The sequence below is a fragment of the Vibrio echinoideorum genome, from assembly GCF_024347455.1.
GTDB lineage: Bacteria > Pseudomonadota > Gammaproteobacteria > Enterobacterales > Vibrionaceae > Vibrio > Vibrio echinoideorum.
In genome coordinates this window covers 703,972-718,113 of sequence record NZ_AP025484.1, presented here as the reverse complement: position 1 = coordinate 718,113, position 14,142 = coordinate 703,972, and the positions used below count along the sequence as shown (strand labels likewise).

The window sequence follows — 14,142 nt, the reverse complement described above, 5'->3', positions numbered from 1 at the left end:
TGGCTGTGAACATCCTACTCATAAGCTCTATAACTATTAGTTATATACACCATAAATTATAAGCGCATAGCCACGTCAATGTTGGCGCTTTATTTCAGCTCAGCTTTCTACTGACTAATTGCTTTCAATTGGTTAATAGCTTCCGGTGGTGCCACCTTACTCAATGATGAAATACATTGCTCAAATGCTTTTGGTACACCCGGTTTCTGGTAATTTCGAGCCAAAATCTCACACTGTGCATACAAGTGTTGTGGGTTACGGCTAAACTGGTAAGCCTTATTCAATGACTTACTCGCAGCAAGTACATCAGACTTCTCTAAAGCCAAGCCGTACACATACCAATATTGTGGGTCGGTTTGCGCTGTTTCAGCCGCTTGTTTTAGGTAGTCGGTTGCTTGGTCGTAATCTTTGACACGAAGCAAAGATAAGCCTGCGCTGTATGGCAACACACTCGATTTTGGTTGCGCTTGAATACCTTGTTTCAATGTCGAAAATGCCTTTGGTTCGTCACCAAGTGCACGATACAAGTCGGCCAAGTTGGCGTAGCTGTTTTCGAAGTAAGGTTCAATTTTGATAGCGCCTTGATAGAACTCTATCGCTTTTTGATGCTGCCCTAAATCTCGATAAACGTTACCTAAATTAGTACGACCAAACCCTCTGTCAGCATTGAAGCGTTGTATCTCGATGTACTCTTCTAATGTTGGCTTGATTTGATCTTTCTGTAGAGGATTCATTTCCCCCCAATAACGCACTAATGCACCTGCGGTTTCTGAACGAATCGATAATACAGGGTCAGTTAATAGTGGTTCGAGAATCTGCCAGCGGTCGCTAAATGAGAATCCAGATGAACCTGCCACGGCCCCTAAACGAATCATCTCATTATCGTGTTTAACTGCTCTGGCAAGTGAGATAAGTGTGTTCTTGCCTGTGTTACCACCCAAGCGTTCTAAGCTCGATGCACGAATAATATTGCTCAGACTCGAATCCTGAGCAGAATAAGCCAATGCATCTTCGGCCCCTCTGTGCCCTATTGAATCGGCATAAAAGGCGACGGCAAAATGCTGTTGATTACGATACTTAGAATCCGGGAACCATTCGCTAATCTGCTTATCGGCCCACTGGTCGGTTTGATCTTCATGACAACTGGTACACACGTTCGGTGTTTTTATATGTTGGCTAACATCAGGACGCGGGATGTGCCAACTGTGGTCACGCCTTGGGTCAACTTCCATATACGTCGTTTCAGGCATATGGCAAGTAGTACATTGTGAAGCCTCGGTATTCGCTTCATGGAATGTGTGCTTTTCAGGCGTGTATTCAGAGGCAATGTGACATTGGCTACACACCGCTTCTTCTGCAATTTTCAGTTCTGCAGTATGGGGATCGTGGCAATTTGTACAAGTGACGCCTTTCTCTGCCATCACCGATTGTAAGAAGGATCCGTAAACATAATCTTCATCGTAGATTTGACCATCGTTGTGGTAGAGCTCAGGGGTAATCAAGCTAAGGCGATATTTATCGAAGAACGAACCATTTACGTGATCGCCGCTTTCGTTCAATTGAGTTCGTCGGCTATGGCATTGAGCACAAGTTTGAACTTGATTGGTATGGATGATGTCTTTCGGTTGAAGGGTTGAGTTCCCCTCTTGGTAGATCCACTCTTTCACTGACTTAGACAGATCACGATCGAAACCATAATGCGCCGAAATTTGAACGTCCTTGCCGCCGTTGGCTTTGGCTAGCTTGTTTCTGGTTAACTGATCTTTGGCTAACTGGGCCTGCTCAACGTGCTCACTCGCAGGACCATGACATGCCTCGCAGCCAACATTAATTTCAGACCAAGTAGTGTTGTAGGTATTGCTTGCGCTGTCGTAGTTCTTTTCTAGGTTCGTTGAATGGCAATCGGCACACATGAAGTTCCAGTTCTGGCCACTGTTGGTCCAGTAGAATTCATCAGTGTTGGTGGTATCAGGATAGAGATGAAACCAGCGTTGGCCGCCTTCGTCCTCAATGCGAGAATCCCAAGCGAAAGGAATCAACTGTACGCGTCCGTCTCCAAACTCAACCATGTACTGTTGTAGAGGCTCAAAAGCAAAGGTATAGCTAATTTTATAATCTTTGAATTGCCCGTCTGGCCCTTCGATATTGACCCAGAACTCTTCACCCTTGCGAAAAAATCGGTTGGGTTTACCGTCATGAGTGACCGTTTGATCGTTGAAATCGCCTAATACAGATTCATCTGTAGCGTGTTTCATCGCCATGTCATGATGAGAGCCCTGCCACGCTTCGACTTCTTCACTATGACAATCAATACAAGCTTCCGATCCGACATACGTGGCTTTGGAGCCGATAGGTAAAACATCAGAGCTAACGTGTGAAACTACAGAACTGAGCTTTGAAGTCTCAGTGTTGCTATTAGGAGCTTGCTCGTTGGCATAGGTGCTCAAACTGAACAGCGACAACATAAGTGGAGATAAGATTACGGATAATACTGCGACTCTCTGGTGTTTCAATCCGTTCACTAGCGAGCACAACCATGCAGACATAACATTCCTTGTTTTTATACATCCTTATGCTTACTAAGGTAGACGTAAAAAAGACCAAAATACAATTATTTAGTGGCAATAAGCACGATAGTTGTGATTCATATTCACGACCGGGGTTTACTCATCGATATGCGCATAAAAAAAAGAGCTCCTAGGAGCTCTTTCGTGTTATCAGTTTAGCTAGGGCAATAGTTTACTTATTATGGTTCTCTTGAAGTTTCTCCATAACCTGATCCAAGCTAAAGCTTGCCGCTTTTTGGCGTGGTGGGTATTCGGCAAACGTTTCTAAGAACTCGCCTACATACGCTTGCGCAGGAACGAACATATAAGCGTGGTCTAACAACCAGTCATAATAGGTATTCGACGTAATATCTGCGTTTTCATATGGGTCCATACGGAGGTTAAACAGCTTAGGAAGACGTAACGTCACGAACGGTTCTGACCAAATTTGCATGGTACCCGTTGCGCGTTGCTCCATGAACACCGCTTTCCATTGGTTGTAACGAAGCGCGGCTAAATCACCATCATCGGTAAAGTAGAAGATTTCAGAACGGCGACCTTTTTCTTCTTCACCTGTTAGGTAAGGAAGGAAGTTGTAACCATCTAAGTGAACCTTAAATGTTTTATCACCCGCAGTATGACCTTTCAGCAATTTCTCTTTGATCTGATCATCGCCGGCGGCAGCAACAAACGTTGGCATCCAGTCCATGTGGTGCATGATTTCGTTAGACACACTGCCCGGTTCAATCTTACCTGGCCAACGAACCATTGCTGGAACACGGTATGCGCCTTCCCAGTTGGTGTTTTTCTCACCACGGAACGGGGTTGTACCCGCATCAGGCCAAGAGTTCATGTGTGGGCCATTGTCCGTTGAGTAGAAAACAATGGTGTTATCTTTGATACCTAACTCATCAACTTGTTTTAATAGTTGCCCAACGTGTCTGTCGTGTTCAACCATACCGTCAGCGTAGTTACCGACACCGGTCACACCTTTACTATCGGCTTTCACGTGCGTTCTAAAGTGCATACGTGTTGCGTTCCACCAAACGAAGAATGGCTTGTCCGCTTTCACTGCACGGTCCATGAAATCAAGCGCCGCATCAAGTGTTTCTTCATCGACAGTTTCCATACGCTTACGCGTTAGTGGACCCGTATCTTCAATCTTGCCATCAGCGAATGACTTAATAACACCACGCGGACCGAACTTCTTACGAAACTCTGGATCGGTTGGGTAATCTTCATTTTCGGGTTCTTCTTCAGCATTTAGGTGGTAAAGGTTGCCAAAAAATTCGTCAAACCCATGTGCTGTTGGAAGGAATTCATCTTTATCGCCAAGGTGGTTTTTACCAAATTGACCAGTCATGTAGCCCATCGGTTTTAACATCTCGGCAATTGTGGCGTCTTCTGCCTGTAAGCCAATGTCTGCGCCTGGTAAACCTACTTTACTCAAACCCGTTCGTAACACACTTTGACCGGTAATGAACGTAGAGCGACCTGCAGTACAAGATTGCTCTGCGTAGTAATCTGTAAACATCATGCCTTCTTTGGCGATACTATCGATGTTCGGGGTTTGGTAACCCATTAAGCCAAAGGTATATGCACTGACATTAGATTGCCCAATATCATCACCCCAAATTACGAGAATATTCGGTTTTTCTGCCGCGAATGTGGTGGTGGAAGCCGCCATCATCGCTGTACCCAAAATCGCTAATCGACGTTTGACGCCATATTTCGCTGTCATAGAAACCTCTTCATTAGTTATTTGCATCCTGCCCTACAACATATAGTTCATTTTTTTAACTCTCGCGACATTAGCTAAACTATTAATATTTTTGTCATTTTTCATTCAAATACAAATGCACAGATCATCGATAAGGTTTATGACAATAAACATGATAAGGATCACACATGCTCTCTAATGATTTCTTCTAGCCAACAAACCAAATCCAATTTAATCAATAAGTTAACCAAACAATATAACAATTGGTTATAAGCACTATAAAAGGACGTAACGGAATTTTGAGAATAACATTTGTTCATCGATGTGTTGTTCTAACGCATTAATCTTAAAAGTAAACCGGAGTCCTTATGGGTACTAAAATTAATAAACTGGCATTAGGTGTTGGCTTATTAGCAGCTTCTTCAGCGGCAACAGCAGCAGAAAAACCAAACATTCTTGCTATCTGGGGTGATGACATTGGTGTATTTAACATCAGTGCATACAACAACGGTATGATGGGGTACGAAACACCTAACATCGACCGTATTGCTAACGAAGGCGCACTATTTACTGACCACTACGGTCAACAATCGTGTACTGCTGGCCGTGCTGCATTCTTAACAGGTCAAGAACCTTTCCGTACAGGTCTACTGACTATCGGTATGCCTGGTTCAGACCACGGTATCCCAGATTGGGCTCCAACTATCGCAGACCTTCTTAAAGAACAGGGTTACATGACTGCTCAGTTCGGTAAGAACCACATGGGTGACCAAGACAAACACCTTCCAACGAACCACGGTTTTGACCAGTTCTTCGGTAACCTATACCACCTGAATGCAGAAGAAGAACCTGAGACATACTACTACCCTAAAGACCCTGAGTTCCGTAAGAACTTTGGCCCTCGAGGTGTAATTAAGTCGACCTCAGACGGCAAGATTGAAGATACAGGCCCGATGACGCGTAAGCGTATGGAGCACGCGGATGAAGAGTTCCTAGAAGAATCTCTAGCATTCATGGAAAAAGCAGTGAAAGCTGACAAACCATTCTTCATCTGGCACAACACAACACGTATGCACGTGTGGACTCGTCTACAAGAAAAATACCAAGGTAAGTCTGGTATCAGCATCTACGCCGATGGCATGTTAGAGCACGATGACCAAGTAGGTATTCTTCTAGACAAGCTTGATGAGCTTAAAATCGCAGACAACACAATCGTAATCTACTCGACCGATAATGGTGCAGAGACAGTATCTTGGCCTGATGGCGGTGCAACTTACTTCCACGGTGAGAAAGGTACAACTTACGAAGGTGGTATGCGTGTTCCTCAGCTAGTTCGCTGGCCTGGTACTATCAAACCGGGAACTAAGATCAACGATATCATGGGTCACCAAGATTGGATCCCTACACTACTAGCTGCTGCTGGTGATGATAAAGTGGTTGATAAACTGGCTTCTGAAAAAGGCGCAACTTACAACGGTAAAAACTGGCGTGTTCACCTAGATGGTTACAACTTCCTACCTTACTTCCAAGGTAAAGAAGAGAAAGGCCCACGTGACAGCATGCTTTACTTCTCTGCGAATGCTGAGCTGAACGCAGTACGTTGGAATGACTTCAAGATTTCATTCGCTGTAATGGAAGGTAACATTGTTGATGCTGTTCGTTTCCAACCGAACTGGCCCCAGGTTGTTCACCTACGTGCTGACCCATTCGAAAAAGCACCACACGAATCTGGTATGTACCTACGCTGGATGGCAGACAACATGTGGCTATTCGTGCCAGTAGGCGGCAAAGTACAAGAGTTCATGAACACGCTGCCTGATTACCCAATGCAGCAAAGCCAAGTGTTGAACCCTGGTAACTTCAACCAGAATGCTTACATGCTTCAAGGTAAACTTAAGCAACTAGAAGCGGCAGCAGCGCAAGCTAAATAAGCCCCTCTAGATCATGTAATTCAAGCAGTTTAGAAAGTACATGATGTAATGCCAAAGCCGTGGTCACTCTCTGCAGTTACCACGGCTTTTCTACGTCTGGCACTTATTTTTCTGCATCTAGATCTTAAACATCCGAATTTTATACAACAAGGTCTTTTCGAATTCACCGTTAAGTCACTAACCCGCCCTACGTAACGCGTTGTTTCTAACGATACCTGCTCCTTGTCATTTAACCAATTCAATGGCTTCATCTTGCTCCTCTCCTCTTGTTACACCATCTTCTTGCAACATCACAAATATGAAACTAAGTTTATAAGTATATACCTTTCATCCACAGGGTGAATAAGGTGTAAATCAGAAGGATTCTGACTTGCCAAAATGATCTAAACGAGATGGAACTAATACTATGAAAACGCCATATTTAGCAGTAATGAGCATAACTGTCATTTGCGTTTCAATAGGCCTACTGGTTTATGACGCCGCTTCTTTAAAGATGCACGCCTCTTTTGAACACCAAGAAAATCACTCTGATGAAAGCAACCATGAAGATTCGCACTCGTCAGCACGCGATTCAAATACAAACGCACAAGATGCTCAACAGACGGGACTTTCAGAGCAACAAATCTTCCCAATTCCAGATTCGACTGAGATAGACGGTGATCTTGCCAAGATAGGCTGGGCGCTATTCAAAGACCCTAACTTATCGTCGAATCGAAGTGTCAGCTGTGAAAGTTGTCATAGCCTACAAACCAATGGCGCTGAAGTGATTCCTGTTTCCATTGGCGTAAATGGAGCGGGAATGCGAAATTCACTCACCGTTTTTAACGCTGCCTTTAACTACCGATTTTTTTGGGATGGCCGGGTGAACAACCTTGGTGATCAAATTGATGGCCCAGTACACAACGTTGACGAAATGGATTCAAACTGGAAACACATTACGGACTATGTATCTCAATCGGATACTTACATCAGCCTATTCAAAGAACAATCGACGGCCATCAACGAAACTTCGATTAAGGCTGCACTTATTGAGTTTATGCAAGGGCTAACCACACCTGATTCTCCTTTCGACCAGTACTTGCGAGGCGATCATTCAGCGCTGTCCGATAAGGCCAAGCGAGGCTGGGAAACCTTTCAGAAGGAAGGTTGTATTCGTTGCCACCAAGGTACCAATATTGGCGGAGGAATGGTCATGCGATTTGGTTATTTTGGGTTATCAAAAACGGGTTCAGAACGAAGTGAAGACCAAGGTCGATTTATGTTTACAGGACAACCACAAGACAAGCACCTCTTCCGTGTCGCCAGTTTAAGAAACGTGGCGATCACTGCACCCTATTTTCATGATGGTCAAACTGAAACGTTAGAGGAAGCCATCAAAATCATGGGTGAAAGCCAACTCGGCAAGACATTTGAAAAACAAACCATTAACGAGATTAAAGTGTTCCTCGAAACCCTAACAGGTAACCGTCCTAAAATGTTAGTGGAGTTTGAAAATGAATAAGATAAGACTCATATTTTTATTCTTTATTTCGCTATTTGTGGGGCTGGTTAGCTTAATCATACTGACCTACTCTGAGCACGAGAAAGTATCGGAATATGGAGAATCTGTTCGAGAGCTGGGGCATGAAGTTTTAGAAATGCGTGATCAGATAACCAACGCTGCTCTCGCTGATATTTCGAACCCTTACCAAATTTCGGCTGAGTTAGTCAGACTAGAAATAGAACTGCAAGAGTTAAAGGGTAGCTATCAGGGTGAAAGCATCCACTCAACGTTCTTTCAAGACTTACAAACCACTCAATTACTTGAACGTTTCCACAAAGCCTCGATATCCAATGTCGATACGCTCGACAAGCTCGTAGGGTTGAGTGTCGCTCGTCAGTTCATACTGCAATCCCTAACGCTACAACTCATTGATAGTCATTCAGCAAACCATCGTGAAGCAGCAAGCGAGCTTAATTCAGAAGAGTTAAATGCTCTCTCTACACCGGATATCAATATTCAAAGTGAGCTGCTCGCTAGCGTGTTATTTTCAGGAAGCCAAATTCAACATCAAGAGATTAGCTCAGAGTTGGCGGACCTGTCTAAAACGTTCGCTGAACTCAATCAGCAACAAAAGGTACTGTTATCTCAAGTTCTTTCGGTGCATAACATGGAGTACCTTGAGCAAATTGAACATCAATTCACCGACCTTCAAGACCAATTAGAAGGCGTCATGGTTAAACTCACCATCACACTAGCACTACTTATCTTCGTGTTCTCGTTCGCCATATTTATCTTCCGGGTCTTTGAATTAAAACGAAACAACATTGCCTATCAAGAAGCCGCAGACAAAGCAGAAAAAGCCAACGAAGCGAAGTCATTATTCCTTGCCACCATGAGTCACGAATTAAGAACACCGATGAATGGCGTACTAGGTATTGCTCAAATTATCAAAGAGGAATCGCAAAACACAGACACTCGTAAGCAAGCACAGATCATCATCGACTCAGGTCAGCACCTCGTCACCATATTGAATGACATTCTTGACTTCTCTAAGGTTGAACAAGGAAAAATGGAACTTGAATACAGCCCATTCTCAGTCACAGACGTGGTTACACATCTTGATAAAACCTTGACGCCTCTTGCAGAGGACAAAGGGCTCACTTTTGCCATCAAGGACAACATACCGACCAATATTCAGTTGGTGGGAGACTCCGCACGTACGCGTCAGATCTTGTTTAATTTAGCAGGCAATGCAGTTAAATTTACCGAATCAGGTAAAGTCGAAGTTGAATTTTTGATTGCACAGACAATCCCGCCAAGCGTTAATATTTTGGTGACTGATACTGGTATTGGCATTGCAGCAGACAAGATAGACCATATATTCACAGCCTTTGAACAAGCCGAGCTTTCCACGACCCGTAAGTTTGGTGGCACAGGATTAGGACTCTCTATTGTTAAGCAGTTAGTCGAACTGATGGGTGGTACAATTACGGTTACCAGTGAACTTAATCTAGGCACTCGATTTACCATTTCGCTTCCGCTTGAAATGCACGAACTCGAAGAAAAAGTCGTCGTTAAAACACCAACAAAAACCAATCAGGCACTCGACAACTTCTCGGTATTGTTAGTAGAAGACAATAAGATCAACGCAATGGTGATTAGGAAGTTTTGTGAATCTATAAACTTAACCGTCGAGAACGCCTACGACGGTTTGCAAGCCTTAGATAAATTGGCTTCAAACCAATATGACCTAATCATAATGGACAACCACATGCCGAACATGAGCGGTGTTGAAGCGATTCAAAAAATCCGCAAGGAACTTAAGCTGACTACCGTAGTTTTCGCGTGTACAGCCGATGTGTTTAAAGAAGCGCATGACGAATTTATCATGTCCGGGGCTGATTTCGTGCTCACCAAACCATTACAGAAAAACAGCTTACAAAACGCCATCAATGAGTTTCATCACCAGTTTGAGAGCAACCGACATAACTTGGTTAACGTACATAACTTTCCAGACAAAGATGAAAGCAACATCACTATATTAACGCGCCCACCCAAGAACAAACTTCCACTGACGGAAGAAGAGCTTTCTCGAAGCCATTTATTAGCCACAGGTAAGCTTAAATTAGATGAAAAACTCAAATGCTTAACGTCTCTCGTTGATGACCTAGAAAACGAAATTGATGAATTGATAGAGCTGTTCTCGAGCGCCAGACCCGATGACTTAAATAAAACTTTAAACGCAGTAATAAGCATTGCGTCAAAGTTTGAAATGACGGAAGTACTGGAACTTGCCACTTTCGCTGAACAGATAGCAGAGCGTCAAATCATGCCAGAAGCCGAATTAATCCAACAACTGATCAACCGTTTAATGGTCAACAGCCACCAAGCAACACGCCTAATAAACAAACTCAATCAACAACGTAAAACAGGCTCAATCAACAACGTAAAACAGGCTCAATCAACAACGTAAAACGGGCTAAGTGAGATATCACATGACATGGAACTTCAATTTACCCAATACGCGATCAAACGTGCTCTTAGCCCTTGGTGCGACCATTATTTTCGCCGTCGATTACCATGTTCCTTTGGGCGTTGCTATGGCAGTCCCTTACATTACGATTGTGATACTCGCATCGACAACAAGAGACCCATTTTCCACAATCATGTGGGCAATCATCTGCACTTTACTCACCCTCTTCGGTTACTACTTGTCTCAATCGGGTAGCGAGACATGGTTTGTCGCTTTCAACCGAGTGATTACTATTTATGCCATTTGGGTTGCTGCTATTGTTCCTATGTACGTCACTCTTCAGCCGCCTCGAAACTCCCCTGAGAGCAATTTAGAAAATCCAGTAGAGGAAACGTTAAGACCGCACCATCGCGCGAACGAAAAAAACACGATTAATACGTTCAAAAATTAGGCTTAGGTTAAGTTTCGGTGAATTTTACCAAATCGAGACAAGACGACTTGAAATACTTCGTTCTGCATGAGATTGTAAAAATATCTCATTAAAATAACTGTATGATTATGAAGACAATCCGAAGTGTTGCCCTACTTTCAGCTATCGTTGCTGCACCAACAGTATTAGCTGATGTAACCATTAAAGTCCCTTCTAGCGCAGATGCCTTAATTGACGTCGTAGCGGTTAATGAGGCTAAACCTGATCTTGACGGTGGTTTTTTCTCTTCAAGTAAAACGATAACCGTTCCTGACGGTGTGAACCAAATCGTATTCAAATATCAACTTGCTTTTAGTCAAGGTAACGACCGTGAGTTTATCGATAGCGACGCAATAATTGCAACTTTTGATGCAGCAGACACTACATTGACGTTTGAAATGCCTAAATTCCGTAATGTATCGGAAGCGAAAAAAGGCTTTAATAACCTTGATTGGAAACTGATTGATGAGAACCAAAATGTAATCAGTGTTAAACAAGATAAGCTAGTCAAAGATGGTATGCAGATTGGTCGTAAATACCCTCAAGAAGCGAAAGAATACAACCAGAAAGGTGGTATTGCTGCATTGACGATGGGGACAGCAGCAGTTGCAACAACAGCGATTGTGCAACCTGTTACTTTACCCGCAAAGATTGATTCTACCGCAGGAAACACCGCTGAAGAGATGCTTTATTTCTGGTACGAAAAAGCTGACACTGAAACCAAGCAGAAATTCAAAGACTACGTGAACAAGTAAATTTATTTGGCTCATTAAAAAAAAGAAGCTGACATTTAATCAGCTTCTTTTTATCTAAAGATTTACTTCGTGTGAACGGAAAACTCATCCCGTCTTAATGGGTTAAGCCGCGTCTATTGCGACTCTCCATTCACCTTAGCAGGCCAACCCAACCCTTTATACTCAGCAGCCAGTAGGTAAGCACAACGACTCGAAATCGTCGTTTTAATCCAGTCACCAATTCCACACACTTTATATTCCAACACGGCCATCTTCATAACAGTACTACTCACTCAAATTTAAATTTATAAATATTGAGCTAAAGTTATCGCTATCAGTGATTTGTGTATGTTCCGAAAAGAACAAAAGGTGGTAGTTACCTACAAATAGCTACCTGTTTAGGCCTTTTTATCGAGAAAAAGGTATTCAAGCTATAACGGCTTCATCGCAATTACAGGGTCTCGTATCATTAAATTCATCGGTGAGATACGCTCGTACAAACCTTCAAAATCTGAGATAAACACCTTACCTCTTTGTATCGTCACTAAACCTTGTTGTTCGATACCTTTTAAAACTTCATTTAACCTCGGTCTCGATATACCGGTGATGGTACTCAGTTGGGTTTGTGAAATATTGATACTGACCGTCGCCCCAGTAATATTTGTCTGACGAGCAGCAAGTTCTAGAAGTACATAAATTGTTTTTTGCTCTTTTTCATGGATGGAAGCCAAAAAAGCCTGCATCCAGATAGATTGCGATTTGACCCCGCAGTGGAGTAACCATTTAAATACCATGCACTTTTTCTCAGCCAACTCTAACACCTTATCTGCGGGGAAAAATGCCATTGTAATCGGCTCAACTTCTTCTGCGACTGCAAATAAATTGTAATTAGCGTGAATGGTTAAAGCGCCTACCCAATCACCCTTACCGATCACACCGCCCGACAAGCTTTTCATGTTTTCAGTTGAAAAGCAGATACCTGCTGAGCCCTTAAGAATATAAAAAACGCCCGGTAGGTTTTGAAATTTTTTCGTAATTTCTAGGCTATGTATGCCCGTCTTTAAAACAGCAATTTCGAGCAGGCTGTCTATAAAGTCTTGTGGTAAATCACAAGGCCATTGTATCTGTTCACCTATTTGGGGGTCTAACAACGATTAACTCCTCGTTTAGATATATCTACGTGAGTACAACGCTATCTCACCGCACCTTTCCTAAATGTAGTCCATTACAGCTAATACCCAGAGATTATTTATCAAAAAAACCATACACCTTAGTATCTTAAGGCCTTAACGCAACTTAAAATCATGGACAAACCACTTTATAGTGTTCAGAAGTGACTAACTATTGACCTATATAGCCGTAATAATTCGCTTGTTGCACTCTCGTTTTTGGGGACTCGTTTTGGGGCATTCAGATTATTGACATTAAATTTATTGAAGACTCAATCGGTTGTCCCCCCTGTTTACTGAACGTAAACAAAAAAACGACCAGCAATTGCCAGTCGTTTAAGTATATCCAATAGTAGAACTTTAAATACTAGATAGCACCAACCTCGGCGATATACGCGAACACAACATCACGATATTGTTGTTTCAACGATTCTTCGATAAAGCTCGCGTCGATCGCGTTTAAGCTGAACTGTGCTAGCTCTTGACGCGTAAGCTGATGAGCATTGCTAACAGCATTAAAGTTATCCGACATATAACCACCGAAATACGCAGGATCGTCAGAGTTGATCGTTACGGCAACGCCCTTCCTTAGTAGCTCGACAATATTGTGGTCTTCCATTACATCAAACACTCGCAGTTTAATGTTAGATAGTGGACACACGGTCAGCGGCATTTTGGTCTCAATCAATTCCGATATCAACGCTTCGTCGGTCATGCATTGCACGCCATGGTCTACTCGGCTAACACTGAGCATTTCAATGGCATCGACAATGTTCTGTGCAGGCCCTTCTTCACCAGCATGAGCCACTGTTAGAAAACCCGCTTGTTTGGCTTGTTGGAATACGCGTTTGAACTTCTCTGGCGGATGCCCGAGTTCTGAGGAGTCTAATCCAACCCCAATAATTTTGCTTTGGTGCTTGAGAATATCGGCGAACGTTTGAATAGCGCTCTCTTCAGATAAATGACGTAAGAAGCAAGCGATGATTTGAGAAGTGATCCCTAACTCTTTTTGACCACACTCGAGTGCGCGATAAATGCCGTTAATCACAGTATCAAATGCAATCCTACGGTCGGTATGCGTTTGAGGATCAAAGAAAATTTCAGTATGAATAACATTGTCAGCTTTACAGCGTTCTAGATAAGCCCATGTTAAATCGTAGAAATCTTGTTCTGTGCGTAATGCATCAGCACCTTGATAGTAAATATCGAGAAACGACTGGAGATCATCAAATTCGTATGCAAGTCTTAACTGCTCTGGAGATAAATAAGGCAGATCGATACCATTACGTTGAGCGAGTTTAAAAAGTAACTCAGGTTCGAGTGAACCTTCAATGTGTAAATGCAGCTCTACTTTTGGAAGCCCTTGGATAAATGCGTTCATATTTCACCTACAATGGATTTTAGGTGTGCACTTACTCGGAATAATAGACAGGATGTTTTTCGAACGCCATTACAAAGAGTAAGAACACAATTGTGATCTAAACCCTTCGTAATCAGCACTTTTCGGGCACTGGTAGAGACCCCCAAACCATATCATTGGGGTTATACGAAGCAAACGGTTGCTACTATACCGAATTAAGCAACGATGAACAGGTTTAAAGCGTGACGAACAGAATT

10 protein-coding genes and 1 riboswitch are annotated in these 14,142 nt (G+C 42.9%); of the genes, 5 read left to right on the top strand and 5 right to left on the bottom strand.

All coding sequences use genetic code 11. From position 1 onward, the window contains the following. Nucleotides 1–107: 107 nt before the first annotated feature. Together OCV36_RS19570 and OCV36_RS19565 are read right to left on the bottom strand one after the other, a co-directional pair. Nucleotides 108–2,546, bottom strand: coding sequence for a tetratricopeptide repeat protein (locus tag OCV36_RS19570; RefSeq protein ID WP_135456868.1), 2,439 nt, complete (start codon nt 2,544–2,546; stop codon nt 108–110). A gap of 193 nt (nt 2,547–2,739) precedes the next feature. Beyond that, on the bottom strand, nt 2,740–4,287 hold the full coding sequence (locus tag OCV36_RS19565; protein ID WP_029224912.1) for an arylsulfatase: 1,548 nt from the start codon (nt 4,285–4,287) through the stop codon (nt 2,740–2,742). Between the two features lie 347 nt (nt 4,288–4,634). On the opposite strand from OCV36_RS19565, the gene OCV36_RS19560 reads away from it, so the two are divergent. The 5 genes from OCV36_RS19560 (at nt 4,635) to OCV36_RS19540 (ending at nt 11,377) form a co-directional block, all read left to right on the top strand. Continuing rightward, nucleotides 4,635–6,197, top strand: coding sequence for an arylsulfatase (locus OCV36_RS19560; protein ID WP_017073972.1), 1,563 nt, complete (start codon nt 4,635–4,637; stop codon nt 6,195–6,197). Nucleotides 6,198–6,603: 406 nt separating this feature from the next. Then, nucleotides 6,604–7,698 carry a cytochrome-c peroxidase gene (locus OCV36_RS19555; RefSeq protein WP_135456866.1) on the top strand — a complete coding sequence of 365 codons (1,095 nt, stop codon included), beginning with the start codon at nt 6,604–6,606 and terminating at the stop codon, nt 7,696–7,698. Then, entirely contained in the window at nt 7,691–10,153 is a 2,463-nt protein-coding gene (locus OCV36_RS19550) for a hybrid sensor histidine kinase/response regulator (RefSeq protein ID WP_135456863.1), read from the top strand. Before OCV36_RS19555 ends, OCV36_RS19550 begins: the two co-directional genes overlap by 8 nt. 22 nt (nt 10,154–10,175) lie before the next feature. Continuing rightward, nucleotides 10,176–10,604, top strand: coding sequence for a hypothetical protein (locus tag OCV36_RS19545; RefSeq protein ID WP_135456861.1), 429 nt, complete (start codon nt 10,176–10,178; stop codon nt 10,602–10,604). A 107-nt stretch (nt 10,605–10,711) separates the two neighbouring features. Beyond that, nucleotides 10,712–11,377, top strand: a complete 666-nt coding sequence (locus tag OCV36_RS19540) for a DUF2057 family protein (RefSeq protein ID WP_135456859.1) — start codon at nt 10,712–10,714, stop codon at nt 11,375–11,377. 113 nt (nt 11,378–11,490) lie between these two features. Here the strand turns inward: OCV36_RS19540 and OCV36_RS19535 are convergent, their stop codons facing one another. The 3 genes from OCV36_RS19535 to OCV36_RS19525 form a co-directional block, all read right to left on the bottom strand. Further along, complete coding sequence (locus tag OCV36_RS19535) at nt 11,491–11,649, bottom strand: hypothetical protein (protein ID WP_167853035.1); 159 nt, start codon at nt 11,647–11,649, stop codon at nt 11,491–11,493. A gap of 138 nt (nt 11,650–11,787) precedes the next feature. Next, nucleotides 11,788–12,507, bottom strand: a complete 720-nt coding sequence (locus tag OCV36_RS19530) for a Crp/Fnr family transcriptional regulator (RefSeq protein WP_135456857.1) — start codon at nt 12,505–12,507, stop codon at nt 11,788–11,790. Between the two features lie 385 nt (nt 12,508–12,892). After that, nucleotides 12,893–13,906, bottom strand: a complete 1,014-nt coding sequence (locus tag OCV36_RS19525) for an adenosine deaminase (protein ID WP_135456855.1) — start codon at nt 13,904–13,906, stop codon at nt 12,893–12,895. An 89-nt stretch (nt 13,907–13,995) separates the two neighbouring features. Further along, a riboswitch (purine riboswitch) is annotated at nt 13,996–14,095 on the bottom strand. Between the last annotated feature and the right edge of the window lie 47 nt (nt 14,096–14,142).